The sequence below is a fragment of the Bacillus sp. B25(2016b) genome, assembly GCF_001679765.1.
In the GTDB taxonomy this organism is placed as follows: domain Bacteria; phylum Bacillota; class Bacilli; order Bacillales; family Bacillaceae_G; genus Bacillus_A; species Bacillus_A thuringiensis_K.
Genome location: NZ_CP016285.1, coordinates 2,803,873 through 2,830,863, shown reverse-complemented (window position 1 = coordinate 2,830,863; position 26,991 = coordinate 2,803,873). Strand labels below are relative to the sequence as shown.

Below are 26,991 nucleotides of genomic sequence, written 5' to 3'. Positions count from 1 at the left end.
ATAATGAAAACTGCTGAAAAGTTAGATCAGATTATAAAAGAAGAATATGAAAATATGAATGGTATGTTAGTAATGCAGAAAGGTAATGTTATTTTTGAAAAATATTATAACGGTTACGGTCCAGATGATGCATTTCACATAGCGTCAGTCACAAAAACGATAATCTCTGCGCTAATTGGGATATGTATAGATAAGGGCTATATAAAAAGCGTTGATCAAAGAGTAATAGAATTTTTCCCGGAATATAACGTTAATTCATCTGAAGTAACAGTAAGCCATCTTCTAACGATGACAGCTCCACATCCATTCGTAGACTGGCAGGAACCGTTAGAAGAACTATGTACACAACAAGATTGGATACAATATACGTTAAATAGGATAGGAAACGGCGGAGAAATTGGATCTTTTAAATATTCATCTGCAGGAGCTCATATACTATCAGCGATCATAACGAACGCAATAGGAAAAAATGCGCGTGAATTTGCGAATGAATACTTATTTCAGCCACTCGGCATGAGAGAAATTCCAAATTATAATATGAAAGCATTTGGATTTGATGACTTATTCGGAAAAGATGTGAAAGGATGGGTTCACGATCCAAATGGTATTTCGGCGGGCGGCTGGGGACTAACGTTAACGGTTAGGGATATGGCTAAGTTTGGACAGATGTATTTGAATGAAGGTATTCATAATGGAAAACAAATACTATCAAAATCATGGATAAAAGAATCAATAGCGATGAATTCAAATCAATATGGTTACTTATGGTGGTTACGAGAAGAAGAGGGTGTCTATTCGTATTGTGCAATGGGTGATGGTGGGAATATAATTTGTTGTATTCCAGAGAAGGATTTGGTTGTAGTAATTGCTTCTGAAGTTATGCCGAATGCACGGGATAGATGGGAATTGATTGTGAAATACATTCTTCCTTATACAGGATCAAATAAATAACGGAAGCAAAAAGATGGTGTGAATGGGAGTTTCATACCATCTTTTTCTTTTATGACGGAAAGTTCAGAGCAATGTAAGGGTTGTGTGGAAAATGTAAAAATTAGGATTTTTTAATATGAGATTATTTTTTTTATGTATAATGAGGACAAGGCCTGAAAATACTTAAATATTTAAGTGAATATTTTAAACAAGGGAGATTGAGTTTATATGAAAAACTTACTTCAAAAAACTTTAGCTACTACAGGGCTAACTGCTTGTTTATTAGGTATGGTTTCTTCCGTTTCATTTGCTTCGATTAGTTGGGATTCTTATGGGAAATGGGAAGGGAGCGGAGGAAAGGCTACAGGACACGCCTACACTGCGCAAACAAATGAACCTCATTTTTACAAGATGACTGTAAGGGCTAGCTTTGATGATGGGTCTTCTAAAGAGGCAGAAAAGAATAATGCTAAAATTACAGATCGTGTGAACGTTAAAGTTTCATCCAGAGGGCCAATTACTACTGGTTATTCGGGTCATGAATGGAATGAAAGGGGATAGTGCCTACACCTCTAAGGAAATGGTAATTAGATAACAATCAACAAAAACCGTGAAAAAGGATAAATACCTTTTTCGCGGTTTTTAAAATGAGGAGGATATATGAATCTAGTATTAAAAGAAATAGTGGTAAACAAAGCAATATTCATTATGTTATTTATTGCGTTTGTATTGACAATATGGCCGATACTTATAGCAATGTCGACGAAAGATTATTATGATGAGAAATTTTATGATAGAAAGAATGGTTATTTTAATTATTACTATTCCGTTCAACTTACTAATATAGGCGAATTAAATTTTAAACAATTCCAGATGTTAGTAGAGACTGATTTTAAAAATGCTAGTGTTATTACAAATGATATTCGTATTACTATTCCGGGTATCGGCCGAGCAACAATGAATGGTCTCCTTAATAAAAATTGGTCTCCACCTTTGCTAAAAGGTTCTCAGATGGAACAAAATGAAGAAAATAGTGTAATAGTCGGGAAGAAAATTTATAAGGATACGGAAACAATAAAACTATTTAATAAGGAATATACAGTTAAAGGTGTAGCTGGAGCAAATACTGGATATGAGTATAATATTAAAATTTACGTCGCTTTAAATGATATGCCAGATGAAGTGAAAAAAATGATCCAAAATGAAAATACATTCCAAATGATCGTTCGTTCTAACGAAAACCCTATAAAGGAAATAAACACTTTCATACAGCATATAAACCAGAACAATAAAGATATAAATGCCAAAGTGATAAGTGAAAAAGAGAATTTTGAGAAAGAAAAAAACTCAAGTAAAGCTGTGAAAGAGTTATTAAGTTTTCCATTTAGGCTTTTTTGTATAGCTTTAATTACCAGTATAGTAGTAAGTTATTATTGGATTTATACGAAGAAAAAAAGTCTTTCGCTAAGGAAATCTTTGGGAGCAAGTAATGTAAATCTTTTTATTTTTATATTTAGTCAATTATTTTTATGTGCAATTACCGCATCAGCCTGTGCGATATGCATACAATGGATTTTTAGCACTTTGAGTGAAAGTATTATAGAGTCTACAAGCTATAGCATTAGTTTACAGCCTACTCATATTGTAATGTGTGTATTTCTTTCACTTAGTATAGCTTTTATCCTCTCTGTTATACCATTTGTATATGTGCTTAAAAGTGAACCTGCTAAAGCATTAAAGGAGTAAAAATGATGAGAATAAAAAGTGCGTTCATAGCATTAAAAAAGAGATTTCTATTTTCGGTACTTCTGCTAATACAAATTACATTTGGATTAGCAACTATAACGAGTTCAATTAATGTATTTTATAATTTACACCATTTAAACGATAAATCCAGCTCAGCATTAAATGTGGATAAAACATATTTAGTTACTTTTGAAAGGATGACAGATAGGTTACAAAGCAATCAATTTAATAAAGAGCAAATTCAAGCGGTTTATAATACAATTCATCAAAATAAAGACGTGATTTCGTATGGTACATACGAGGAGAGTTTAATTGAAATAGAATCAAGTAATAGACCACTTCAAAACAGTATGATTGCTGATTTGAAACATAAAACGTTTCACGATGAAAGACCTACTGTTCAAACAATTGTTGTAGATGAAAATTACTATAAATTATTAGGTTTACATTTAAAACCTAAAGAGGGTTTCTTGCATGAAGATTTTCCCAAAAATAGTGAAGAAAAAACAAAAGTATTAATGGGTTCTTACTTTAAGAAATATTTTCAAGTTGGGGATACAATTAATAATCAATATACAATTATAGGCTTTTTACCAGAGAATAAATTTATCGTAGATAATAATACAACGAACGTTTATTTGAAGTTGGATTACGCAATGATAATGCCTATGTCATCTAATAGATATGAAAATTATGAAGGAATGTTTTTAAGACTGCATCAAAGTACAGTTTTACATTTACGAAAAGATGCAGATGTAAAGAAACTAGAAGAATTAATTCAACTTAAAGGAAACGGCGGTACGTTTCATTTGAAAAATTTAGGTGATGAAATAAATATAGATGTTACTCTTAACAGCTATTCTGAAATACCTCAACTTATAGTAGGAATCTTATTCATTCTATTCTCGATAGTCGGAATGGCAGTAACAACCATCGTTTCTATTTTAATGAGAAAGAGGGAATTTGGTATAAAAATAGTTTTTGGCGAAAGTAAATTTGGAATGTTTATTCAAATTGTTTTAGAAAACATTATTGTAGCAATAGCTGGCTTAGGAATGTCAATAGCTTACTTTTCATGGAGGTATGGGAAGCTGCTGCAAATGTCAAAGGATTTTAAAGCAGTATCGGCATTAGACTTTAAATTGGACATGCCTATATTATTTTTAGTATTTCTTTTCTTATTATTGATCATCATTGTCTCGAATGTAATTGTCTTCTTATCTATTAGAAAACTCGAACCGAAAACATTAATAGGTGGGATGGAATAATGAGTTTAATTGAATTGAAAGACATTAAGAAGGTGTATAGTAACAAGAACCATAATACGTTCGCATTAAACGGTATAAACTTAACGATAAATAAGGGCGAAATTATAGCGATAATGGGTCGATCAGGATCGGGGAAAAGTACGCTATTAAATGTTATAGGGTTAATTGATTTGCCAAATGAGGGTGAATATACGTTAAATGAAAAAACATTAACTGAAATAAGAGCAAATAAAGTTCATAAAACAAGAAATGAAATGATTGGATTTATCTTTCAATATTTTGCATTGTTAAAAGAACATACTGTACTAGATAATGTAGCACTACCACTCACATATAGAAAGCTAAAGCAACGAGAAAGAGAAAATAAGGCGAAGTTCTATTTAGAAAAGTAGGTTTAAAAGAACATACGCATAAAACACCGGACGAGCTTTCAGGTGGACAACAGCAGCGAGTCGCAATTGCTAGAGCGTTAGTAGGCGAACCAGAAATAATTTTGGCTGATGAACCGACAGGGAATTTAGATAGAAAAACAGGAGAAGAAATTATGGATCTACTATTACAACTGAATGAAGAAGGACGAACGATTATTATTGTAACGCATGATATTGAGGTAGCGAATAAGTGTAATAGAATTATTGAGTTAATTGATGGGGAGATTGTGTAAAGGTAAAGAATGGGCGCTAATAATTACTTTTTATTTTATAGAACTAAGATTATAGTGAAAATCTGCATTCCACCCGTAACTTTTAAGAGCAAAAAATCGTTTAACAAAAGAAAGGATTTTTAATGATGAATGGGGGAGAACCATGAAAATTTTAATACTAGGTGGTACACGATTTTTGGGAAGAGCTGTTGTAGAAGAGGCTTTGAACAGAGGGCATGAAGTTACATTATTTAACCGCGGAACAAACAAAGAAATTTTTCCTGAAGTGGAGCAGCTTATCGGTGACAGAAATGGTGATGTATCAAGTTTAGAAAATCGAAAATGGGATGTTGTCGTGGATACATGTGGGTTTTCTCCGCATCACATTCGGAATACTGGAGATGTCTTAAAAGATAATATAAAACATTATATATTCATCTCAAGCCTTTCCGTATATAAAGATTGGATCCCGCATGACATAAAAGAAGACTATATATTACAACCTGAACCAACGGAAGAGCAAATAAAGGCTGTAGAGAATGGTGAAGTTTCTCCTTATGAGCATTATGGTGCGCTGAAAGTATTATGTGAAAAAGAAGCAGAGAAGTATTGGCCGAGGTGTGTTTTACACGTAAGAGCAGGACTTCTTTCAGGAATGTTTGATTATACAGATCGACTTCCATATTGGATTCAACGTGTAACAAAAGGAGGTAAAGTGTTAGTTCCAGGAAGAAAAGACCGTCCAGTGCAAATAGTTGATATAAAAGACGTCGCAAACTGGGGACTAAACATGGCAGAAAATAAAAATGTAGGTACATTCAATGTAACAGGTCCAAATTATGATTTGACGATGGAAGAGCTATTAAATACGTGTAAAAAGGTTACAAATAGCGATGCTGAATTTGTTTGGGTAGATGAAGCATTTATGAAGGAGCACAAAGTACAGCCTTGGACGGAAATGCCTTTGTGGATTCCAGAAACTTTCCCATTAGATGGTGAGACGAAGCCGTGGAGAGGCGGGTTTTCTATTTGTATCGAAAGTGCGGTTAATGAAGGGCTTACTTTTAGAAGAATAGAAGAGACAGTTACAGATGTGTATGAGTGGATGGAGAGTACGGAAGAATGGGAATTAAAAGCAGGTATTTCAGGGGAGAGGGAGAAGGAATTGTTAGAAAGATGGTATCAATAAATTTAGCGGAGTCCTTTGAATATACTTGATTGCACATAAGGAGGAGAAAAGGTGATGTGGAAAGACACCATTCACAGTATCTCATCAAACTTAAGCTTAAAAAATTCGGCTACGAAGGAGGAACTTACTGATATACAACAATGTTTATATGTGGAGTTACCGAATGATTTATATCAATTATTACAAGAAACAAACGGTATAGAAGGTGAGTACGGGGACTTTATATGGTCTGCTTCAAAAATTAAAACTGAAAATATGAATATGAGAAATATAGCTGATTTTAAGGGTCTATATATGCCTTTTGGCTGTTTATTATTTTTTGCTGATGGCGGAAATGGTGATTTGTTTGGCTATTCCATTTTGAATGGAAAAGTGCAAAGAGATGATATATATGTATGGAATCATGAAAATGATAGTAGAACGTGGGTTGCTCCTTCTTTAAAGACTTTTATGGAGTGGTGGGAGAGTGGGAAGATAATAATTTAAATATAGTATCAAAAAATGTGCCTTGTTACTAAAGAAACAAGGCGCTTTTTCACGAATAATTAATCTACTACTCAATCGGTTCTTCCCCATACATCTCCCATAGCTTAGGAAACATCTTTTTTAAACCTTCCTCATCGTCTTCATCCCAATCTAACTCGATATCAACTTCCTCAAACTCTTCATTTGTTAAGACATGGTATAGTGTAAAGTAAGTATCATCTTCATCCCCAGTTTTTTCTGCATATACAGTGAAACCGAAATATAAAGAAAGTTCTTCAATCTCTGGGACGTCATACTCACTCAAGTTTTCTAATACAGGAATTAATCGTTCTGGATCTTCAATACAAGCTTCGTATGTCTCTTTTCCTTGATATAATAACCATCCGCGGAAGTAATCGAAAGTATCATCTGAACAGCCACCCATAATAATATAGGCTGCTGCCCATAAACGGGAGGTATAGGAGTCTTTCAAAAGACGATGCATATGCGTATCAAATGCTACAATTTCATGTACTGTACGTTTAGCAAGGTGAGAAGTAAGCCATTCTATTTGTTCTTCTTGGTCCTCACCTTTCGTTTTTGCACGATGAAGTAGTTCCCAAAATTCTTCTTCGGTTATCGTTTTTTCTTTTATGTAATCTTCCCCAGGCAACGGGGCTGTATATCCTTTTTTACGTTTGGAAGCAACTAGTTTATTAGCTTCTTTCATACATTCTTCTTCTGTTTCAAACTCTTTCGCTTTCACACTGCCAACTGTGCCAATTTTTCCGTAAAACACAACATAGTCCTTTTCTTTCACAACGATTTTCCAAAACTTATTTGATTTCTCAGTTTGCTGGATTAATAACGTTTCCATCCGTACCCCCATAATGTTTTCTAGTGTGCAATGTGATTGTAACATATGTATATACACTTGTAATGATGAAAAATAAGAGTTTAGAAAATTCGAAAATGATTGAATGAAGTGAATAAATTTAGTAACCTTATTTGTACAGTAATTACATAATTGTTTTGTAATAATTCGATATTTATATGAGGGGCATTACGGATGGATCTTACGTTTAAAGTAGAGGAAACATGTTTTAATTACCGCGTTGGAGCAATTTGTAAACAGGATAATAAAATACTTATTCTTCAAAACAAAGGGGAAGATTATTGGTATGTACCAGGCGGAAGAGTGAAAATGCTAGAAAATAGTGAAGATACGTTAAAACGAGAACTTGCAGAAGAATTAGGTGTTCCTATGAAAGGGAAAAGATTAATATGGTCAGTAGAAAATTTCTTTACACTTTCTGAGCGAAAGTTTCATGAAATTAGTTTTTATTATGAAGTAGAGCTACATGAGTTACCTGCAAATGGAGCGGATCAATATATTTTGGAAGAAGAAGGTAGAACGTATTTCTTTAAGTGGGTGCCGGTAGAAGAGTTACATGCATATAATTTACAGCCTGCATTTATAAAAGAGAAAGTAAAGGATATAGCAGTTCATACAGAACATATCGTTTTACAAAATTAAATGTATTCGGAGGAGAAAAGGGTGAAGGGGACTAAAAAAGAAATAAATATAGATGATAAAGTAATTCGTTACACACATATCGAAAAAGGTTCTAGTAGGATTTGCTTTATGTTCTCCGGTTCAGGATACAATTACGATAAACCGTTATTTTATTATGCGACGATGCTTATGCTCGAAAATAAAATAGATGTAGTACATATTCATTATTCTTATGACGAACAAGTAATGAATAAAACAATGGAAGAAGTAACGAAAGTAATGATGGATGATATTAATCCTGTAATAAATGAAGTATTAAAAGATGAGCAATACAACGAGACTATGTTTTTAGGGAAGTCACTCGGAACAATTCCGATTGCAAATGATTTAATGAAGAGAGAAGAATTCGCGCAGTCAAAAATGATACTACTTACACCTTTACTGACGTTTGATACAATTTTTGATTCTATCTTACATAGTCGACACGAAGGTTTTTTAGTTATTGGGGATAAAGATCACCAATACAATGCAGATCAAATTGATCAGTTATATAAAACGAATTTACAGATTGAAGTTGTCAAAAATGCAAATCATTCTGTAAATGTTGGGGGATATGAAACGGAAAATTCAATTGAGGCTATAGCGAAAATAATAGGAGAACTTAAAGAAGTTGTTAGGACAAACTAACCTATTAATACATGCAAAAGAGGTGCGAATTGCACCTCTTTTACTTTAATAAGCCTTCAAAACATGAAGTAAATAATCCTTACGGTTCAGCGGATTATAATCAACACGTTTTCGAGTAGGGAAGGGAGCCATAAGCTTTGTGAAACCAGCTGGCTTCGTTGTAAATATGCCGTCTCCTTCTGTAAATGAATGTAGCATTCGTTTAAAATTCTCTGTTTTTGCAACAGGTAATGATCCTGTTAACTGGTAGGAATCATTATTGAATATAGGTTCTGCAAAAGTCGCTGGAATAGCAGCGAGCTTATACATCGCGGTACTAATTGCGTGCTCCGGTACAGTTAATTCAAACTCGTTTATTGGTTCATATACATGTGTTTCAGCTTGCTTTAAAGCATCCATTAAAACGAGCGGCGTTAAGTTTCTAAAGTCACTCGCTGTTGTAACAGGACTAGCATAACCTGTATGCGTTAACGTGACAGAAATGTCCGTAACTTCCCATCCGTATAAACCTTGCTTTAACGTTTGAAATACTGTATCTTCAATCGCTTTATGGAATGCTAAAGGTAGTGAGCGGAGCTCAACACCTAATTTATATGTTATGCCGCAATTAAGTTCACCACGTTCAACTTTGAATCCGACTGTTGCGTAAAATGGATTGGCTTTTTCACCCATGACTTCAACGGAATTCCCAATGCCAATTGGCTTTTCAATACATACAACTCGCGTATTTGAAAAAGTAACCTGCAAATTATATTTTTCAAAAAGAGTCGTTTCAATTACTTCTTTCTGTACTTCACCGAAAAGGCGAATATATAGTTCATTATGAACATCATCTTTCCACACTTTAATAAGTGGATCTTCTTCACATAGCTCCATAAGTGCAGCGTATAAATCATGAATTCTTTCTTTTGATACTGCATCAATGGAAGCTTCCATTTGTGGTTCGGCAAAGTGAATATCTTTTATATAATCCGTACGTTCACCAATAATATCACCAATTTTAATATCATTCAGTCCTCACACTTTGCAAAATTCTCCGCTAGGAACGATAGAAGCTTGAACAACATTCCCGTTATGAAATAGACATATTTTCTTAACCTTTTCTTTATGCCCCAGAACGTCTCCGCGCTGTATATCAACATATTTTCTTACGTGTAAACGACCAGAAAAAACTCTTACATAAGCAATCTTTTCTCCAGAAGGTTCACGTTCAATTTTAAACACAACACCGGATAATGTTTCGTTTTCTGCCGACTTATTAGCTGGAAATAAGGTTGAAATATTTTCGAGCAGTTCAGTTACACCTATACCTGTCATGGCTGAACCGAAAAAGATTGGGTACACACTTGCTTGCTGTATTTGTTTTTCGAGTTCTTCTCTTAATAATACGTCCGGTACGATTTCATCATTTACATATGACGCAAGTAACGATTCATTATATGGCGCTAACAGTTCCGTACAATCGTCATATGATTTGTATGCAATAATCTGGGCTCCTTTCGTTCCTACGTTTAGAACAGAATAGAAGGGGAATGCTTCATTTGAAAGAACCTCTTTTATTTGTTTCATAACTTTTTCAGTGTTTGCGCCACTACGATCAATTTTATTAACGAATAAAATAGTCGGTATGTTTAGTTTCTGTAATGTTCGCATTAAAATTTTTGTTTGTGCTTGCACACCTTCAACGGCAGAGATAACTAAAATCGCATCGTCTAGAACGCGGAATGATCGCTCCACTTCAGCGATAAAATCAGCGTGTCCAGGTGTATCAATGACATTTACTTTTACATCATCAATAAAGAAAGAAACGACAGATGCTTTAATCGTAATTCCGCGTTGTCTTTCTAATTCCATTGAGTCAGTTTGTGTATTACCACTATCTACTCGGCCAATTTCTTTAATCACATTCGTTTCATAAAGAATACGCTCAGTCAAACTCGTCTTGCCAGCGTCTACGTGCGCAACAATCCCTATATTTATTGTTGTCATTTGTGAATATCCTCATTTCATTTTCCATTTTCAATTCCTCATTTCTATTTGTGTATTGCCGCATTATCAATCACTCTCCAGTTCTTTAAATTAGTATTATTATAGTGCAATTAACATTATTTGTAACGCTACAAAGCGCCTTAATTTGGAAAAAATAAAATAAAAACAAAATGCTTGCATTCTAAATCGATATAGATTATATTAATTGACATATCAACTATTGATACATCAAATGTTTTTATTTTGATTGTAAAGGAGGGTTAATTTGACAAGTTCATGCTCAAAAGAAGCGATTATTTTATATAAATTACACTTTCTAAATAAAGAAGTAAGTTCGAAATTTGAAGGGTGTACGGGTATGAGCCAGTCTCGATTAGAGCTTATACTTCAATTATTTGAAGTAGGTGAAATTAGTCAAAAAGCACTTCAGCAAGAAGTGAATATTGATAATGCTGCGATAACAAGGCATTTAAAGCAGCTTGAGGCCAATGAAATGATTGTAAGACGTAAAAATCCAGAAGATAACAGAATTACGTTAGTTTCTCTTACTGAAGAGGGACGAAATAAAATTCAAGCGTTTCAAGAGGAAAAAGAACGTTTTGCAGCATCTGCATTTAAAGGATTAAGTGAGGAAGAACGCGATAATCTTTTAAATATGTTAAATCACATTCAAGAAAATATAAAAGAATTATAAAAAAGGGAGAATACAACTATGACTAACTCAGTAAAAACAAATGATTTTAACGAAATTTTAACAGGACGTCGTTCAATTCGTAAGTACGACCCTTCAGTGAAAATTAGCAAAGAAGAAATGACAGAAATTCTTACAGAAGCAACACTTGCACCATCTTCAGTAAACATGCAACCATGGAGATTCGTAGTGATTGAAAGTGATGAAGCGAAAGCAACACTTGCGCCACTTGCGAAATTCAATCAATCTCAAGTAGAAACATCTTCAGCAATGATTGCTTTATTTGGTGATTTAAACAACTTTGATAACGCAGAAGAAATTTACGGTACAGCAGTAGAGCGTGGTTTAATGCCAGCAGAAGTAAAAGAAGACCAAATGAAAAAACTTTCAGCTTACTTCTCAATGGTTACACCAGAAGTAATGAAAGATACGGTATTAATTGACGGTGGTCTTGTAGCAATGCAATTTATGCTAGCAGCTCGTGCGCACGGTTATGATACTTGTCCAATTGGTGGATTTGAAAAAGACCAAATTGCAGAAGCATTTGGACTAGATAAAGAACGCTACGTACCAGTTATGTTAATTTCAATCGGGAAAGCTGCAGACAGTGGTTACCAATCAGTACGTCTTCCAATTAAAAAAGTTGCAGAATGGAAATAATTTTATAAAAGAACTTCAATAAGTGAAAGATGAGAGGGGAAGCACCATGATTATTATTCACGCAATATTTCAAGTAGATCCAGCGAAACAACAAGCATTTTTAGAAGAAATTCAGCCACTCATTCATGGTTCAAGAGAAGAAAGTGGAAATGTATCTTATGACTTATATAAAGATACAGAAAAAGAAAGTGTTTATACGATGGTAGAAGTATGGAAAGATGAAGCAGCAGTTGCGAGCCATAATACGAGTGAACACTTCACATCTTTCGTTAGTAAAGCAGCACAATTTTTAACTGCTCCGCTTAATATAAAAGCTTATAATGGAGAATTAGTAAAATAATAAGGTAGAAAAAGATGACTTTAGCATATGGCTGAAGTCATCTTTTTTGTATAAGTAGAATCCATCTTGGACTCAGTTATGTTGATAGATAAGCGTTGCTCGTATCCTCAGTAACTGTGGTGAATTGTATGTTAAATTCGAACATTCGGTTTATTGGGATATTTTTCCGTGTTATAATTTTCTTGTAAATAAAAGGTAGAGGGGAGTAAGTAATGGGAGAATTTCAAAGTAATTTGCATACGGCAACACAATTTGCAACGAAAATGAGAACTGCTTCAGATAGAATGCAAAGTGCTACTAGTCGCTCTATAAATAAGGCAACGCGTACTACACTATCTGTGAACTTCCAAGCACAAGAAGCAAATCAACAAAATTTACAGATCACGAAACAATTTTGTACTGCTTTTCAACAAACAATTGATAATATCCATTCCGTAGCAAATGAATTTGAGAAAATGGATACAGGACTTCAAAAGACTTTTCAATAATGTAACAACCTACGTAAAGGGGAAAAGGTAGGGAGAAAAGATGAGTCAAGGAATTGAAACGAGAATCAATCAATGTAATCAAAAATTACGAATTATATTTGAAGAACAAAATGAAAACCGAATCGCGCTGCAAAATCAAGAACGAGCTGAGGCTAGTTTTCATGAATGGAAAAATAGAAGTAATCGTTTATTTAACCGAATACTAGAAACTTGGTATGGTGACAAAGAAGCATTTCACTTTTTTACGAATATGCGGCAAGAGATCGGGCAGTATGAAAGAAAACTTACATTCGAATTAGAAAACGAAAAAGAGACGTTGCTTAAAGAAAAACGGCATCTCAGTGAGAAAGAAAACAACCTTTCCTATGAACAGCAGCAACTACAAAGGGAGGCCAATACATGAGTTTAAACATGTATTTGGGAGAAGTACAAAGTCAAACTCAAAGTATGAACGCTATATGTAATGCTACGATTCAAAGTATGGAACAAGCCATTCAATCTATTGATGCCTTTGCGATAGACACAGTATTACAAGGACAAACATACAGTAGTGCAAAAGCCTACCTTGTCCAAACATTTCGGCCATTAGCGCAAGGAATCATATGCTTATGTGAAGAATTAATTCGCCAAAATGAAGCATTTCCAAATGAGTTCCAAGCGAAAGTTGCTTCGACAGATGTGATTGAACAAGAAATAAGAGAACAAATAAGGGGAATTAATCAATCGATTACAAGTATAGAAGCAATAGAAGTACTTACACCAATGCCCGGAGTAGGTGCAATTGTAACGGTATTAGGTGCAATGAGAAAAAAACTGGAAGAAAAACTAGAGCATTTATATGAATTCAATCATTCATCCAGCAACAACTACAGCACCGCTCTCCAATTAGCAGCTAGCATCACAGCCGGACTCGCTGAAGTGCAAAGTGGGAAAGGATTTAGTCCTGTGAGTGGTACGTTTAGTACACAAGGGTTGAATATGGATTGGGTGAGTTCGATTCAGGGGATTATAGAAGAAACAGCTCGAAAAAATGATCAGTCAATTAAAGATATAGAAACAAATAACATAATTGAGAAGAAATCTCCGGTTAGAAATGCTTGGGACGATGCGGCAGACGGTATAGTTAGCACGTTTGAAACAGCGAAAAAGATGTGGGAAGCTATTCAAAGAGGATCGGGGAAAGCTGTTGGTGATGAAATCGAGTCCGCAATAGCTTTAAGTAATATGGACATAGGAACTTTTATTAATGTAGCCTATGCACTTTTCCATTTGGATGAAACTGCAAAAAATATGTGGCATGCATTTTCAAATAAAATAAAACGAGATATGATAGAGGGAGATGCAGAGAGTCGTACAGAATTGACTACCTATGGATTAACACAAATAGCTACCACAATATTAGGCGATAGGGGACTAAATAAAGTAGGCCATATCACAAAAGGAGCAAAAGCATCAAGTGGATTAAGTACATTTGCTAATGCAGTAAAACTAGCAAAAGAATTGAAGCCTACGCTTGAAATGTTACAATCATTTAAGAAAGAGGCTTCCTATGCATTCTCTAGTGTTGGTGGAACTGTTGTAACCAAAATACCTCAAGGTGAATTGATAGAAGCTTATTATAAGTTTGCGAAGTCTAAAGATGGTGGTAAGGGTAAACCTAGCAGTAACAAAAATACAAATGTAGACAATTTTGATGCAAAAACAGCTACAAATAAGCAAAAAGGTAATTATGGTGAAATAAAATCTAGTGACAATTTATTGAATAATCAAAGTTTAAAAGAAGCTGGATTTGATTTAAAGCCAGTCGGAAAAAGTACACCATCAGGCATAAATGATAAAATAGTAAAAGGGATTGATGGATTATACGAAAATGCAAATGCAGAATCAAAGATCAAATATGTTATTGATGAAGCTAAGTTTGGTAGTTCACAATTGGGGAAAACTAAAGATGGACGACAAATGTCAGATGGTTGGTTGAGTGGTGCGAAGACCCGAAAAAGTAGAATATTGAAGGCCGTTGATGGAGATGCAAAATTAGCATCAAAGATTACGAAAGCATTACAAGATCAGGAAGTTGAGAGAGTGTTATCAAAGGTTGATAGTAGTGGAAATGTGAAAACATTTAGAATAGATGCAAAGGGAGACATAATTGGAGAATGGCCATAATTTAAGGCACTAGGAGGAATTGAATAGTATGAGAGATCCTTTATGTATAGAAGAAAAATGTAGAGAAGGAATAGAATATAATAAAGAGTTTATTGAGGAAAATAGAGAGGAGATTAAAAGTTTTGAAGAAGATGAAAGGAATGGTATTCAAAGAAAGGCTAAAGATAATAAAAGTCTTATAGAAGGAAGGTATCTATTAAATTTTAATTATGAGTTAGAGGATATTATTGCAAAATATTCCCTAGGAGAAGCTATCCATACAATAGAAGGAGATTTTGACAACGCTCTTATTGATTTGAGGCATATAGGGGAAAATGAAGTTGGATATTTAAATCTAATTTGGATGATATCTCTAGGGATTTTATTAGAGACGGAGAAAAAGAATCTTGTAAGTTTAGCTAAGCTAGTTGAGAAAGAAAATATGAACGATGCAGTAATCGATTTCCTCTTATGCGCTAGTGATATCGGATACACAAAAATGACGAACAGATATTATAAAGAAAATCCATATGCAAAAACGAGAGAGATTATAGAACTTGCACAAACAGATAAAAAAGAAGCATCTAAAAGATTACAAACGTACATGGAGAAAGAATGGTTTAAAGGCCATTATGATTATGAATGGAAAAATGCGCATAAAGAACCTGGATATGTAGGGTATTGGAGCTTTGAGACAGCTGCAATAGTAAAGATACTCGAACTTGATGATACAAGTTTAAAAGATAATAATCATTATCCATATGATTTGGCACATTATAAAAATGAAATGAAATTTAAGCATATAGACCTAAGTGAATATCACTATGAAGATGAGACAGAAGAAATTGAAGAAATAGTAGAAGGAATTGAACATAATCCTGCATTGGAAAATATTATTCCGCCAAAATGGCATTCGTTGGTCAATGAATTAATACATGATTATAAGAATATGGATGATAGTAGTTTTTATGAGAAATACAAAAAAACAATAGGAATAGGTCAAGTGTGGTTCTTACCACAAGAGTATGAAGAAGAAAATGAGCAAAAAAATCTATTAGGAAGTTTAATTGTGTTTGCCCTGACGGTAAGAGATTATATATTACAATTGGACTATAAAGAAGATTTAGAGGAGTACATCGATAATCTTAAAAATTTCTGGAATGGATCAGAAACAAAGTTAATTCAATTTATTTTAGAGAATGATCAAAATTATTATGCATGGGTACCAAAAGAAGCAAGCATCCCAAATATGTATGAAGTGAAGATAGAGAGTGTCGATGTAGAGGAAGTTCTATAACGAACAAATCGAAATGGTTTTTATTATATGTAATATTAGAATGCATTTTACTAGTTAATTCAAAACAATGCATGCGTGGCAGAAAAAAGGATGTATTGTTACTAAAAATTAGAGGGAAAGAAGGCTGTTGGATTGAGTTAAGCACCTTATTGTCAATATACGACAATAGGTGCTTTTTTGCGTGCAATGAAGAAAAAATAAAAGATTCATTTTCACTCTATTTCATCTTCGAATTACATGTTATAATTTGGAAAAAATATATTCTTAATTTTTAGATAATTTAAAGGTGGTAGATACTATATGAGTACATTAAAGAAGATTACTAATAATATTTCGAAAGTTATTATAGGAAAAGATGAATCGATTGAACTGGCAGCTATAGCTCTTATAGCAAGGGGGCATATTTTATTAGAAGATGTACCTGGGACAGGAAAAACAACGTTAGCGAAAAGCTTGGCTAAAAGTGTGGACGCTAAATTTCAAAGAATACAATTTACAGCGGATACTTTGCCTGGAGATGTTATTGGTCTTGAATATTTTGATGTGAAGGAATCGGATTTTAAAACGAGGTTAGGTCCTATTTTTGCAAATATCGTATTAGTGGATGAAATTAATCGAGCTGTACCGAGAACACAATCTTCGTTACTTGAGGTTATGGAAGAGCGTACTGTTACAATTGCGAAACAGACACATTCATTACCAGAACCTTTTTTAGTTATAGCAACGCAAAATCCACTCGAATCAGCCGGCACATTTCCGTTACCAGATGCTCAGTTAGACCGGTTTTTACTCACAATACGCCAAGGTTATCCTACGAGAGAAGCTGAAAAGGAAATGATGAATCGGTTTCAAATGAATGATCCATTAGAAACGTTACATTCTATTATTTCAAGTGAAGAAATTATTACGATGCAAAAGCGTGCAAGAGAAGTGTTAGTAGGGAATGATGTGCAAGATTATCTCCTTGAAATTATTGAAGCAACTCGTAACCATGAGTTAATTGAAATTGGTGTAAGCCCTCGGGGAACGTTGGCATTTATGAGAGCAATTCAAGCACGGGCAATATTAAATGAAAGAGATTACTGTACGCCAGATGATATTAAGACGCTCGCTGCATCCGTTTGTGCTCATCGTTTAACGTTAACGATTGAGGGAGAGATGAAAACGACGAAAGAACAAATTATGAAAGAAATTCTTCATACGATTAGTGTGCCAGTGGAGAATGTACGATGAATCAACAGCTTGTGTATACACCTTTAGCGGAGCCTTTCGTAATGGGGGTTATGTCAGTTGTAGCCGTTATTTTAAGTGTATTTTCAAGTAATCTACTGTTTTTATCTCTCGTATTTTTATATGTAATTTTAATAGGTGCTATGCATGTATATATACGTAAAGTATCTCGTGTTGAATGGGAATACAGTCAAGGGAATTCGAACGTTTTTATAGGTGAAACGAATATGTGCAAAATGAAAATTTCAAACAAGTCGATATTTCCTATTCTTAATATCGTATTTCGATTTAAATGTGAAAATAAGCTAACTTGGAATCATGATGAAATAAACAAAAATCATAGTACAGGTTCAAATTATTATATGAATTTTAATTTAAAAGGAAGGGAGTCAGTTTCATTTGATTTGCAAGCTGTAGCGTTAAAAAGAGGCATCGCGAAATGGGAAGAAGTTGAAATTGTTATTACTGATCTCTTTGGATTTATAACGAACCATATAACATATAAACAAGTTGATACGCCCTCTTATTTAGTCTTACCAGCTGTTCCGAAAATACAAGTTCCTGAATTACAAGAATGGTCACGAGGATTTCGAAAAGCGATGTCTTCACCCTTATATGATGAAACGAAAGTAATGGGAGTAAAGTCTTATGAAAATGAAGATTTTCGTTCCATCCACTGGAGTGCAACGGCGAAAACAGGGACGATAACTGCGAAAAAGTACGAGCGAACACAATCAGATAAATATGCGATTTATCTCAATTTGCAAAATAAAAGTGGCGTTTCATTGCGAAATGATATAGAAGAATTAATTGAATTAACAGCAGGCATATGTAAACAACTTCTTATGCAAAACTGTTCGTTTGAAGTATGGATTAATAGTGTGAAAGATAATGGTTTGCTACATATAAAAAATGGAGATAACCGGAAACATTTGCAAAATGTATTAAAGGTACTTGCCTCAATATCGGATCAAGATACACCTATAACTTCTTCTTATTTTTACACAGCTGGATTTCGGCGAAAGGAATTAGATGCGGTTCCTTTAATTCTTGGTACTTCCCCAAGGAAATACAGTAGAACGAATAAATGGGTCGTAATTAAAGAATAAGAAGGGGTTTATGTCATGGCTAATAAAGAGAGACATGTGAAAGTAAAGTTGTGGAGTGTTAGAGTATTAATACTACTTTTCTTTACGGTTAGTGCGATAACGTTATCACAAGGTGTTGTGCATGTACAAGACATAGTAAATGGGCTTTTTTCTAGTAAGACGGAGACAATATCGGAAAGAAATTATGATTTTACTAGTGTAGACGCACAGTTTGATGAACCTGAAAGAATTATAGATGAAGAAATAGGAGTTGTAGATACAAGAACAAAAATATATAGGGAAATTCCACTTTTTGTACGAAAAAATTCATGGACTGATGTGTTTTCTGTTCTTTCAAATGCATGGATTAGTGTCGTTTTTTATGTAATTATTGCATTAGTTATTCTATATGCTTTTTATAAATTAATGAGGAAAAAGGTAACAAAATCAGAAATAGAACAGGATAAACAATCGATAACAAAGGAAAATACGGATAGAATCGAAAAGAACAAGAAAGTGAAGCATCAGTTTGAACAGCCGTTACCTAAAGATACGATAAGGAAAACGTTAGTTGAATGGGAAAGAACATTACCATTTCACGAACAAAGAAGGTCTTATGAAACGATGCAACAATGGTTAACGAGAATTTGTAGAACGAGAGATATTATTTCGATATATGAGTCTGTTCGTTATGGTGAAAAGACGTATACGGATTTAGATGTAGAGAAGACTGTACGATGGATAGAGCGAGACGGTAAAGGGTGACATTAATATAAGTAAATAAAATTACCATATAATTAATTTTATTTACTTATATTTAATTATATGGTAATGTATACTTACTTTTTTATATCAACACTAATGGAAATGGGTTGTCTTAATAGAGTATTGCTCGTTACATTTTTTGTGGAGTTATCTTCACTACATCAATATAGAATGAAAAAGAGATAAAACAATTACTAGTAGCATGTAAATAAGAAATTATTATTTATTTTTAAATTTTTGTAAGGGTGTGAAAACAGAATGAAACCGGTATTGAAAAACATACTCCTTTCCTTTATTTTTTCTGCAGCAGGGATGTGTTGGTTTCTGTTTATGGTAGTTAGAGGAGGCGGAGACTGGTTATTGTCTTGGATAGGTGTATTAATAGCATTTTTATCTTTATACACGATAATAGATTTATATTGTAAGTATACATACGATAAAAAAACGAGTAAATTGTTTATCAAAGCAACAATTACTACCTTTAGTTTTGCAGTATTGGGAATCACCTTTGGTATTGTACACGAGCTATTACAGCCATGGAGTCTCAGTTTAATGGTTTGGTATTGGTTGTTAGTGTTACTTTTGTTTGTAACGACCATAATATTGTTAGTTTTTGTATTATTTGTTAATCGTAAAAATTATAATATTCCTGGAAGATATAGAATACTTATACTGTTTAATCTATTTCTTACGTTAGTACCAGTACTGTGGCCACTACTTCTTACTATTATAGGAAATGGTATGAACGCTAGTGCAGGATGGTAAAAGTTAATAGAGTGCTTAAAAGAACGTGTTTATAAATGAAAACACGTTCTTTTTTTATTTCCATACATAATTTTTTCTCATCTGGTCGCCAAATTTTGAAAGTAAGTATTTCGTAAGGAATGGATAAGAAAAAAGAGAGATTTATCATATAGGATGAAAGTATAGCTTGAATCAATCCGATATTAATGGAGGAGAGAAAGCCTTATGAAAAAATGTAATTCAATTAAGTTAGCAAGTTTTGCAGTTTTATTAGCGGGTACTGCTCTATTCACACCTGGTTTTACTGTGACTGCAGAGTCAACTCAAAATATTTCTAGTTCGTCACAAGTACATGATCAAAAGAATCGTAATGGCTGGAAACAAGTAATGCAGGAAACAGTACAGCTTGGTGCTGTAGGAATATTAGCTAAGGCGTCTAATAACGGAAAAACTAGTAGTTTTACTGCTGGCGTGGCGGACTTAAGTACAAAGAAACCGGTGAATTCGGATTATCGCTTTCGGATTGGTAGTGTGACGAAGTCGTTTACTGCCACGACTATTCTTCAATTAGTAGGAGAAAATCGCTTACAACTTGACGATCCAATTGAAAAGTGGCTACCGGGTCTCGTGCAAGGAAGTGGGTATGATGGTAATCAAATTACGATACGACAACTTTTGAATCATACGAGTGGTATCGCTGAATACTTAAAGTCAAAAGACGCGGACATAATGAATTCGAAAAGAACGTATACAGCAGAAGAAATAGTGAAAATAGGCCTTTCGCTGCCTCCAGATTTCTCACCGGGTAAAGACTGGTTGTATTCAAACACAGGATACGTAATACTAGGAATGCTTATTGAAAAAATAACTGGAAATAGTTATGCGGAAGAAATCGAAAAGCGAATTATTGAACCTTTGGACCTATCAAATACGTTTTTACCAGGAAATTCACCCGTCATCCCAGGAAAGAATCATGCTCGTGGATATGTGAAAATGGAAGGAACAGGCGAGTTGAAAGATATTACTTATTATAATCCGAGTTTAGCTAATGCAGCTGGAGATATGATTTCTAATGCGGATGATTTAAATAAGTTCTTTTCATCTTTACTCGGTGGTAAGTTACTGAAGGAACGCGAGCTAAAAGAAATGCTTACTACAGTTCCTATAGAAGGAAAAGGGGTTGGTGACGCATACGGTCTTGGAATCTATGAGACTAAACTTCCAAACGGTGTTTCAGTTTGGGGGCATGGAGGAGGAATTCCTGGATTTACAACTTTTGCTGGGGGAGTAATTGGAGGCAAACATACATTGGCTATCAGTGTTAACTCTATAGGTGGGATCGATATTGTTCCGCAGTTTAATAAAATGATGCAAATTGAATTTAAGAAATAGATGAAAAGAAAGCGAATAGCATTCTGTTGTAAAGGACAGTATTAGCATTCCTAGTATGACATCAAGTGTAATTCAACAATAAAAAGGATGTCAGTTACACGACATCCTTTTTTATTGTTGAGCAAAGAGGTGTGTTTTTGATTCTGAAAATTGTTATTTTTACAATCATTCCATATAATGAAGGGGATAGGGGTTATACAGGGGAGTTATGAATGGATAATACTTTAGTTTGTTAATTATTTTTATTTTAATAAATAATGTAACTAGATGTGGAGTGAAATTCATTGGGAGAAAATCAGTTTAGATGGAGTAACAAGCAATTAAGAGAACATGTTGAAGTAATAGACGGCACAAGAAGTCCACACATTTTATTGAAAAATGCAACTTATTTAAATTCCTATATACGCGAGTGGATGCAAGCACATATTTGGATCTATGATGATCGCATTATTTATGTAGGAGAAAAACTACCAGTGCAACTACAAGGATGCGAAGTCATTGATTGTGAAGGAAAGTATGTCGTACCCGGTTACATAGAACCGCATGCACATCCGTATCAATTATATAATCCAGAAACGTTAGCGAATTATGCGATGCAATTTGGGACGACTACTTTTATTAATGATAATTTAACTTTATTTTTCACATTACAACGTGAAGAAGCATTTTGTTTATTAGATGAATTTGAAAAGATTCCAGCAAGTATGTATTGGTGGTGTCGTTTTGATGGACAGACTGAATTGCAAAACGGGGAATCTTTATTTAATCGTGAAGAAATAATAGAGTGGCTAAAGCATAAAGCAGTTCTTCAAGGCGGTGAGCTAACAGCGTGGCCAAAGTTATTACATGGCGATGATGAAATGTTACATTGGGTGCAGGAAACGAAACGATTACATAAAAAAGTAGAAGGACATTTTCCAGGAGCATCTGAAACGACTTTAGCAAAGTTAAAACTGTTAGGTACAGATTGTGATCATGAGGCGATGACAGGACAGGAAGCTTTTGCTCGTCTTATGCAAGGTTACACGGTTTCCCTAAGAAATTCTTCAATCCGTCCAGATTTAGAAGTGTTACTGAAAGAATTGCTGGAATTAGGAGTAAAGCAGTTTGATAGATTTATTCTTACGACAGACGGTTCACATCCTTCGTTCTATGAAAATGGAATGACAAATGTAATGATAGCTACCGCGATAAAACAAGGAGTGCCAATAATAGATGCTTATCATATGGCAAGCTATAATATCGCTCGTTATTACAATATGGAACATCTACATGGTTCAATTGCGACAGGTAGAATTGCTAATATTAATATTTTGGAAAGTAAAGAAAACCCGGTTCCAATAAGTGTAATTGCAAAGGGGAAATGGGTGAAGCGTGACGGTGTAAATACACATGAGGCATTACATATAGACTGGAGTAAACATAAAGTAACTCCATTATCACTAGATTGGTCAATAGAAAAAGAGGATATGATTTTCTCTAATAAAACGGGGATACACTTATTAAATAACGTTATTACAAAACCATACACTAGTGAAATCAATATAGACTGTGATGAATTGTCCACAGATCATGATGAATGTTTCCTTATGATGATTGCTCGTGATGGCGGTTGGCAAGTGAATACAGCTGTGAAAGGTTTTGCAAAAGAACTAGGTGGGCTTGCTAGCTCTTATTCTGGTACAAGTGACATCATTCTTATAGGAAAAAGAAAAGAAGATATGCTTACAGCTTTTCGTAGAGTAAAAGAGCTCGGTGGTGGAATGGTCATAGCAGAAAACAATGAAGTGTTACACGAAATAGCATTACCATTGCTCGGGATTATGTCTAATTTAAAAATGAGAGAATTAATACAGGAAGAGAAACAGATGGTGAAATTACTACAAGAGCGTGGCTACGCGTATGATGATCCAGCATTTACAATTTTATTCTTTTCTGCGACGCACTTGCCTTTTGTACGAGTAACACCTATAGGATTATATGATGTGAAAAGTAGTAAGGTAGTTGCCTCACCCGTGAATTTGATAAAGCAATATTAAAAGGAAAGATCCTATAAAAATTTTATTTTATAGGATCTTTCCTATTATTAGCATAAGAATGTTGTAAGCCTCAAATGATATAGTATCTAAATCATTTGAGGTGATATGTAAATATGAAAAAAATATTTTACATTTTAAGCGTATTTATTCTGTGTGTATCGATACAACACGTTGTACATTCCCAATCAGATGCACCAGAGTTATCTTCGGATTGTCTCGAAGAAAGAAAAGTTAGAGATGAAAAGTATGTGAAGAATATAATACAGGACATTAAATCCACATTTAATTTAAATATTGATGAACATAGTTTTTGGGAAGTAAGTAAAAGAGATCTGGAGGCTGCTCATTTGATGTATGGTGGAAAGGAAAATGATTCTTATTATACTTCGCTAACTAAAATTTATGATAGTGGTGGATTTAGCGAACAGCCCAGCCTATTTGTGAGGGCGCAAGAAGCATTTTTACTTTATAAAGAAAAAGATAATATCAATGTAATGAAACGCCTAAAACTAGACGTTGAAAAAGGGGAATGGCTCGTTATAAAAACGACAAAGAAGAAAGGGAAAAAAGTGAAATTCAAGCCGTTGCAATGTGAAAAAGATTATATGAAAAAGAAAAATGAGTATCATAATATAAAATGAAATAACGAAAATCTTACAGGAGAATCTATCTTTAATAATTTATAAACGAGACAATAAATTTTATTAGTAATTTTTCTATAAAAAACGTTATTTTAAACATTAAAATGACGTTTTTTATATGCTTAAATCTTTTGCAACGCACTCTCAATCTTTGCAGCTAAATCAGCAGACACTTTATGAAAATACCCTAAAACGACCTTTCTGATATCATCGGATATAACTTTTAAATCACTAGCTAAGTTTTCAGCGAGATGTTCTTTTTCTATCGGCTGTAACTTCGTATAAAATTCACCAGCCTGCGTAAAGTCATCCTGTTTCGTTATAGAAGTTCTTTCAAGTTTACCTTCAACGTACCTTCCTTCACCGGTTGTAATTTGATTAGCAGGTGTCCAATCTTGCTGCTGGTTAATCGTTAATTTGCGAAATTCTGGACCAATTCTTCTTCTTTGTGAATCACTGTAAATGTTAGCGCGCCCTTGCAGCATTTTATCATCTGATAGTTCTGCACCATCCAGTAAATTAGAAGGAGAGAATGCGACCTTTTCTACTTGTTCCATAAAATTTTCAGGATTTTTATTTAATACCATTTTCCCGACTGGTATGAGAGGATACGTCTGTTCATCCCATACTTTTGTGTCATCTAAAGGATCATAAGATAGGTGCGCTTCATCTTTCGGATCCATGAGCTGGACGTATAAACCATACTCCACTGGTTTACCATTTTTAATAGCATCATATAAATCTTTCCCGCTATAATCAGGATTTTCAGCAGCTAATTTAATTGCTTCTTTACTAGTAATGTACTGTACACCTTCAAATGGGTACCAATGATACTTTACATACTTTCGATTACCTTCCGCATTTCTCCATACATATGTATTAACACTATGTCCTGGAATGTGGCGAAGACTTTTGGTCGTACCATTATTAGAGTATAAACGGACAACAAAATGAATCGATTCAGGTGCTTTAGCGACAAAACTCCAAAATCTATTCGGGTCTATTAAGTTATTTTTAGGTGAAGGCAATAATGCTTGAATCGTTTCAGGGAAACGCATTGGATCACGAACAGAAAAAACAGGAATGTGATTACATAAAAGGTCAAAAATTCCTTCTTTTGAATAAAATTTTGTAGAAAAACCGCGTACATTTCTAGCAGTATCCGGTGTTCCTTTCGTACTAACAGCTAACGAAAATCGAACCATAACAGGAACTTTCTCATTAGAATTTTGTAAAAAACTTAATTTAGTATGTTCAGACATCGAATATATCGTTTGAAAATAACCGAACGCACCAAATCCTTTTACATGAACAGGCCTTTCTAAAATTTTTTCATGAATAAATTGTTGTAATGACTCATGCAGTACACTATCTTGTTCTAGTACGGGGCCACGTAAACCAACTGTTTGAGAGTGGAATTTAGCTGGTTCAGTAAGTTCTCGATGTTTATTAAAGTCTTCATCTAATAAATCTTTTTTATATTTATCATGTTTTTCATTCATCGATATAGCCTCCAAATTTTTTCGTCGATTGTTACTAAATATGATTTTATAGTCCCAATTATGTATGACATGCAAAGTTCAAAGCAGTAACATACCGCTAGATGAAAAAAACACATATGTAGTGGACCTGTTGAAATAGAAGAAATTATGGAAAAATGAATATCGGGAAGAGAAAGCACACGTTTTAATAAAAATGTGGAAGAAAACCACTATTAAAATTTCAATCTTAAAACTTAATTTATAAACGATTATATAGAGAATGAACGTTAAAAAAGGAAAAATAACTAGGAGGAATTTAACATGTCGGATTGGTTTCAATTAGATAAAGAATATATGGTGTCTACATATTGTCGTACAGAGGTTGCAATGGAAAGAGGAGAAGGATGTAATCTATATGATGTAGATGGTAAAGAGTATTTAGATTTATTTTCTGGCGTAGGAGTAAATGTATTAGGATACAATCATCCTAAAATTGTACAAACGACAATGGAGCAAGTTGCGAAATCGTTGCATTTACCGTTTCATTTCTTAAACCCAGTTGCAATTGAGTATGCAAAGAAATTAGTAGCGTGTACTTTAAAAAGCGGAAAAGTCTTTTTTACAAACTCTGGTACGGAAGCGACAGAAACGACATTAAAATTAATTGATAAATATAGAACTATTGCGAATGAAGAACGTGATGGAGTAGTTGTGTTAAAAGATAGTTTTCACGGGAGGACGTTAGGGGCACTACATTTTACGAGACAAGAAAAGGTATATCAAAATTTCCCTAAAACATCTATTCCTGTATATGAAGTAGAGCGCGAAAATATAGACCAATTAGAAGAGACCATTATTAAAGAGAACCCAATTGCGATTATGCTAGAGCCTGTTTTAGGAAGTGGGGGGATTTATCCTTTATCAAGTGAATATTTACATGGTATTCAATATTTATGTGAAAAATATAATGTACTTCTTGTCGTTGATGAAGTTCAAAGTGGTATGGGTAGAACGGGAAAACTATTTGCTTATCAAAATTTTAATATTACACCGGACATTATTCAAATTGGTAAAGGTGCAGGAGGCGGGATACCGCTAGGAGGAATTATTGTAGGTGAAAAGCTATGTGATGTATTTGCACCTGGAGATCATGGAACAACGTTTGCTCATTCATCAATGGGAACGGCTTTAGGGTTAACGGTATTAAACACATTGATTGAAGATGGTTTAATGCACGAAGCGTATGAAACGTCACTATATTTAAATGCTAAATTACAAGAAATTCAGAAAGAAAATTCTTATTATATTCAGGAAGTACGTCATGCTGGCATGATGTTTGGAATTAGTCTGAATGATACGTATGAAAATGTGAAGAAATTACAGATTGAGCTAATGAATAAAGGAATGTTAGTCGATGTAACACAAGGGAATATTATTCGATTACTTCCGCCGTATATTATTACGAAAGAGGAAATTGACGCATTTATTAATCAGTTTATTATTTGTTTAGATAAAGTTGCTGCTGTAGTAAGTGCTTAAAAATTAAAGCTATATTTT

24 protein-coding genes and 3 pseudogenes are annotated in these 26,991 nt (G+C 34.0%); 24 read left to right on the top strand and 3 right to left on the bottom strand.

What is annotated here, in order from left to right; genetic code table 11:
• Positions 1 to 3: 3 nt before the first annotated feature.
• From BAQ53_RS14460 to BAQ53_RS14430, 7 genes and pseudogenes are all read left to right on the top strand, one after another.
• Positions 4 to 951, top strand: coding sequence for a serine hydrolase domain-containing protein (locus tag BAQ53_RS14460; RefSeq protein ID WP_208905610.1), 948 nt, complete (start codon positions 4 to 6; stop codon positions 949 to 951).
• 207 nt (positions 952 to 1,158) lie between these two features.
• Positions 1,159 to 1,525, top strand: a pseudogene (locus BAQ53_RS14455) (hypothetical protein).
• Positions 1,526 to 1,590: 65 nt separating this feature from the next.
• Positions 1,591 to 2,676 (top strand): FtsX-like permease family protein, encoded by a 1,086-nt coding sequence (locus BAQ53_RS14450; RefSeq protein WP_106081947.1) that lies wholly within the window; start codon positions 1,591 to 1,593, stop codon positions 2,674 to 2,676.
• A gap of 2 nt (positions 2,677 to 2,678) precedes the next feature.
• Positions 2,679 to 3,944, top strand: coding sequence for an ABC transporter permease (locus BAQ53_RS14445; protein WP_208905607.1), 1,266 nt, complete (start codon positions 2,679 to 2,681; stop codon positions 3,942 to 3,944).
• Positions 3,944 to 4,608, top strand: a pseudogene (locus BAQ53_RS14440) (ABC transporter ATP-binding protein). The gene BAQ53_RS14445 and the pseudogene BAQ53_RS14440 overlap by 1 nt, the downstream one beginning before the upstream one ends.
• A gap of 142 nt (positions 4,609 to 4,750) precedes the next feature.
• Positions 4,751 to 5,776, top strand: coding sequence for an SDR family oxidoreductase (locus tag BAQ53_RS14435; RefSeq protein WP_208905606.1), 1,026 nt, complete (start codon positions 4,751 to 4,753; stop codon positions 5,774 to 5,776).
• 54 nt (positions 5,777 to 5,830) lie between these two features.
• A complete protein-coding gene (locus BAQ53_RS14430; RefSeq protein ID WP_208906954.1) occupies positions 5,831 to 6,262 on the top strand; it encodes an SMI1/KNR4 family protein in 432 nt (143 codons plus the stop codon).
• 67 nt (positions 6,263 to 6,329) lie between these two features.
• Here BAQ53_RS14430 and BAQ53_RS14425 read toward each other — a convergent pair whose 3' ends face one another.
• Complete coding sequence (locus tag BAQ53_RS14425) at positions 6,330 to 7,118, bottom strand: DUF4240 domain-containing protein (protein ID WP_208905598.1); 789 nt, start codon at positions 7,116 to 7,118, stop codon at positions 6,330 to 6,332.
• 192 nt (positions 7,119 to 7,310) lie between these two features.
• On the opposite strand from BAQ53_RS14425, the gene BAQ53_RS14420 reads away from it, so the two are divergent.
• The gene (locus BAQ53_RS14420; RefSeq protein WP_000366248.1) at positions 7,311 to 7,778 is read left to right on the top strand and encodes an NUDIX hydrolase; all 468 of its coding nucleotides are present in this window, start codon (positions 7,311 to 7,313) and stop codon (positions 7,776 to 7,778) included.
• Positions 7,779 to 8,444 carry an alpha/beta family hydrolase gene (locus BAQ53_RS14415; protein WP_208905596.1) on the top strand — a complete coding sequence of 222 codons (666 nt, stop codon included), beginning with the start codon at positions 7,779 to 7,781 and terminating at the stop codon, positions 8,442 to 8,444.
• Between the two features lie 45 nt (positions 8,445 to 8,489).
• Here the strand turns inward: BAQ53_RS14415 and BAQ53_RS26265 are convergent.
• A pseudogene (locus BAQ53_RS26265) lies at positions 8,490 to 10,433 on the bottom strand (GTP-binding protein).
• 265 nt (positions 10,434 to 10,698) lie between these two features.
• On the opposite strand from BAQ53_RS26265, the gene BAQ53_RS14400 reads away from it, so the two are divergent.
• The 14 genes from BAQ53_RS14400 (at position 10,699) to BAQ53_RS14335 (ending at position 23,953) form a co-directional block, all read left to right on the top strand.
• Positions 10,699 to 11,127, top strand: a complete 429-nt coding sequence (locus BAQ53_RS14400) for a MarR family winged helix-turn-helix transcriptional regulator (RefSeq protein WP_000204164.1) — start codon at positions 10,699 to 10,701, stop codon at positions 11,125 to 11,127.
• 18 nt (positions 11,128 to 11,145) lie between these two features.
• Positions 11,146 to 11,784, top strand: coding sequence for a nitroreductase family protein (locus tag BAQ53_RS14395; RefSeq protein ID WP_208905586.1), 639 nt, complete (start codon positions 11,146 to 11,148; stop codon positions 11,782 to 11,784).
• Between the two features lie 46 nt (positions 11,785 to 11,830).
• On the top strand, positions 11,831 to 12,124 hold the full coding sequence (locus tag BAQ53_RS14390; RefSeq protein WP_000583805.1) for a putative quinol monooxygenase: 294 nt from the start codon (positions 11,831 to 11,833) through the stop codon (positions 12,122 to 12,124).
• 212 nt (positions 12,125 to 12,336) lie between these two features.
• The gene (locus BAQ53_RS14385) at positions 12,337 to 12,612 is read left to right on the top strand and encodes a TIGR04197 family type VII secretion effector (protein WP_061884319.1); all 276 of its coding nucleotides are present in this window, start codon (positions 12,337 to 12,339) and stop codon (positions 12,610 to 12,612) included.
• A 40-nt stretch (positions 12,613 to 12,652) separates the two neighbouring features.
• On the top strand, positions 12,653 to 13,015 hold the full coding sequence (locus BAQ53_RS14380; protein WP_000077521.1) for a DUF3958 family protein: 363 nt from the start codon (positions 12,653 to 12,655) through the stop codon (positions 13,013 to 13,015).
• Entirely contained in the window at positions 13,012 to 14,778 is a 1,767-nt protein-coding gene (locus tag BAQ53_RS14375; RefSeq protein ID WP_208905584.1) for a T7SS effector LXG polymorphic toxin, read from the top strand. The genes BAQ53_RS14380 and BAQ53_RS14375 overlap by 4 nt, the downstream gene beginning before the upstream one ends.
• Positions 14,779 to 14,806: 28 nt before the next feature.
• Positions 14,807 to 16,054 (top strand): PoNi-like cognate immunity protein, encoded by a 1,248-nt coding sequence (locus BAQ53_RS14370; RefSeq protein WP_208905576.1) that lies wholly within the window; start codon positions 14,807 to 14,809, stop codon positions 16,052 to 16,054.
• 300 nt (positions 16,055 to 16,354) lie between these two features.
• The gene (locus BAQ53_RS14365) at positions 16,355 to 17,287 is read left to right on the top strand and encodes an AAA family ATPase (RefSeq protein WP_000105661.1); all 933 of its coding nucleotides are present in this window, start codon (positions 16,355 to 16,357) and stop codon (positions 17,285 to 17,287) included.
• On the top strand, positions 17,284 to 18,393 hold the full coding sequence (locus tag BAQ53_RS14360; RefSeq protein WP_001075945.1) for a DUF58 domain-containing protein: 1,110 nt from the start codon (positions 17,284 to 17,286) through the stop codon (positions 18,391 to 18,393). Before BAQ53_RS14365 ends, BAQ53_RS14360 begins: the two co-directional genes overlap by 4 nt.
• A gap of 15 nt (positions 18,394 to 18,408) precedes the next feature.
• Entirely contained in the window at positions 18,409 to 19,137 is a 729-nt protein-coding gene (locus BAQ53_RS14355) for a signal peptidase II (protein ID WP_208905574.1), read from the top strand.
• A gap of 258 nt (positions 19,138 to 19,395) precedes the next feature.
• Complete coding sequence (locus BAQ53_RS14350) at positions 19,396 to 19,902, top strand: DUF3902 family protein (protein WP_208905572.1); 507 nt, start codon at positions 19,396 to 19,398, stop codon at positions 19,900 to 19,902.
• A gap of 204 nt (positions 19,903 to 20,106) precedes the next feature.
• Positions 20,107 to 21,273, top strand: a complete 1,167-nt coding sequence (locus tag BAQ53_RS14345; protein ID WP_046946005.1) for a serine hydrolase domain-containing protein — start codon at positions 20,107 to 20,109, stop codon at positions 21,271 to 21,273.
• A gap of 284 nt (positions 21,274 to 21,557) precedes the next feature.
• Positions 21,558 to 23,312: an adenine deaminase C-terminal domain-containing protein gene (locus BAQ53_RS14340; protein WP_208905570.1), complete on the top strand. Its 1,755-nt coding sequence runs from the start codon at positions 21,558 to 21,560 to the stop codon at positions 23,310 to 23,312.
• Between the two features lie 113 nt (positions 23,313 to 23,425).
• Positions 23,426 to 23,953 (top strand): hypothetical protein, encoded by a 528-nt coding sequence (locus BAQ53_RS14335; RefSeq protein WP_000719379.1) that lies wholly within the window; start codon positions 23,426 to 23,428, stop codon positions 23,951 to 23,953.
• 122 nt (positions 23,954 to 24,075) lie between these two features.
• Here BAQ53_RS14335 and BAQ53_RS14330 read toward each other — a convergent pair whose 3' ends face one another.
• The gene (locus BAQ53_RS14330; RefSeq protein WP_001003074.1) at positions 24,076 to 25,455 is read right to left on the bottom strand and encodes a catalase; all 1,380 of its coding nucleotides are present in this window, start codon (positions 25,453 to 25,455) and stop codon (positions 24,076 to 24,078) included.
• A gap of 300 nt (positions 25,456 to 25,755) precedes the next feature.
• Here BAQ53_RS14330 and BAQ53_RS14325 point away from each other — a divergent pair, with 300 nt between their 5' ends.
• On the top strand, positions 25,756 to 26,973 hold the full coding sequence (locus BAQ53_RS14325) for an aspartate aminotransferase family protein (RefSeq protein WP_208905568.1): 1,218 nt from the start codon (positions 25,756 to 25,758) through the stop codon (positions 26,971 to 26,973).
• Positions 26,974 to 26,991 lie beyond the last annotated feature (18 nt).

Coding starts and splice junctions, on each gene's coding strand:
- BAQ53_RS14460 (WP_208905610.1), top strand. CDS start 4: ATGAAAACTGCTGAAAAGTTAGATCAGATTATAAAAGAAGAATATGAA.
- BAQ53_RS14450 (WP_106081947.1), top strand. CDS start 1,591: ATGAATCTAGTATTAAAAGAAATAGTGGTAAACAAAGCAATATTCATT.
- BAQ53_RS14445 (WP_208905607.1), top strand. CDS start 2,679: ATGATGAGAATAAAAAGTGCGTTCATAGCATTAAAAAAGAGATTTCTA.
- BAQ53_RS14435 (WP_208905606.1), top strand. CDS start 4,751: ATGAAAATTTTAATACTAGGTGGTACACGATTTTTGGGAAGAGCTGTT.
- BAQ53_RS14430 (WP_208906954.1), top strand. CDS start 5,831: ATGTGGAAAGACACCATTCACAGTATCTCATCAAACTTAAGCTTAAAA.
- BAQ53_RS14425 (WP_208905598.1), bottom strand. CDS start 7,118: ATGGAAACGTTATTAATCCAGCAAACTGAGAAATCAAATAAGTTTTGG.
- BAQ53_RS14420 (WP_000366248.1), top strand. CDS start 7,311: ATGGATCTTACGTTTAAAGTAGAGGAAACATGTTTTAATTACCGCGTT.
- BAQ53_RS14415 (WP_208905596.1), top strand. CDS start 7,779: ATGTATTCGGAGGAGAAAAGGGTGAAGGGGACTAAAAAAGAAATAAAT.
- BAQ53_RS14395 (WP_208905586.1), top strand. CDS start 11,146: ATGACTAACTCAGTAAAAACAAATGATTTTAACGAAATTTTAACAGGA.
- BAQ53_RS14390 (WP_000583805.1), top strand. CDS start 11,831: ATGATTATTATTCACGCAATATTTCAAGTAGATCCAGCGAAACAACAA.
- BAQ53_RS14385 (WP_061884319.1), top strand. CDS start 12,337: ATGGGAGAATTTCAAAGTAATTTGCATACGGCAACACAATTTGCAACG.
- BAQ53_RS14380 (WP_000077521.1), top strand. CDS start 12,653: ATGAGTCAAGGAATTGAAACGAGAATCAATCAATGTAATCAAAAATTA.
- BAQ53_RS14375 (WP_208905584.1), top strand. CDS start 13,012: ATGAGTTTAAACATGTATTTGGGAGAAGTACAAAGTCAAACTCAAAGT.
- BAQ53_RS14370 (WP_208905576.1), top strand. CDS start 14,807: ATGAGAGATCCTTTATGTATAGAAGAAAAATGTAGAGAAGGAATAGAA.
- BAQ53_RS14365 (WP_000105661.1), top strand. CDS start 16,355: ATGAGTACATTAAAGAAGATTACTAATAATATTTCGAAAGTTATTATA.
- BAQ53_RS14360 (WP_001075945.1), top strand. CDS start 17,284: ATGAATCAACAGCTTGTGTATACACCTTTAGCGGAGCCTTTCGTAATG.
- BAQ53_RS14355 (WP_208905574.1), top strand. CDS start 18,409: ATGGCTAATAAAGAGAGACATGTGAAAGTAAAGTTGTGGAGTGTTAGA.
- BAQ53_RS14350 (WP_208905572.1), top strand. CDS start 19,396: ATGAAACCGGTATTGAAAAACATACTCCTTTCCTTTATTTTTTCTGCA.
- BAQ53_RS14345 (WP_046946005.1), top strand. CDS start 20,107: ATGAAAAAATGTAATTCAATTAAGTTAGCAAGTTTTGCAGTTTTATTA.
- BAQ53_RS14335 (WP_000719379.1), top strand. CDS start 23,426: ATGAAAAAAATATTTTACATTTTAAGCGTATTTATTCTGTGTGTATCG.
- BAQ53_RS14330 (WP_001003074.1), bottom strand. CDS start 25,455: ATGAATGAAAAACATGATAAATATAAAAAAGATTTATTAGATGAAGAC.
- BAQ53_RS14325 (WP_208905568.1), top strand. CDS start 25,756: ATGTCGGATTGGTTTCAATTAGATAAAGAATATATGGTGTCTACATAT.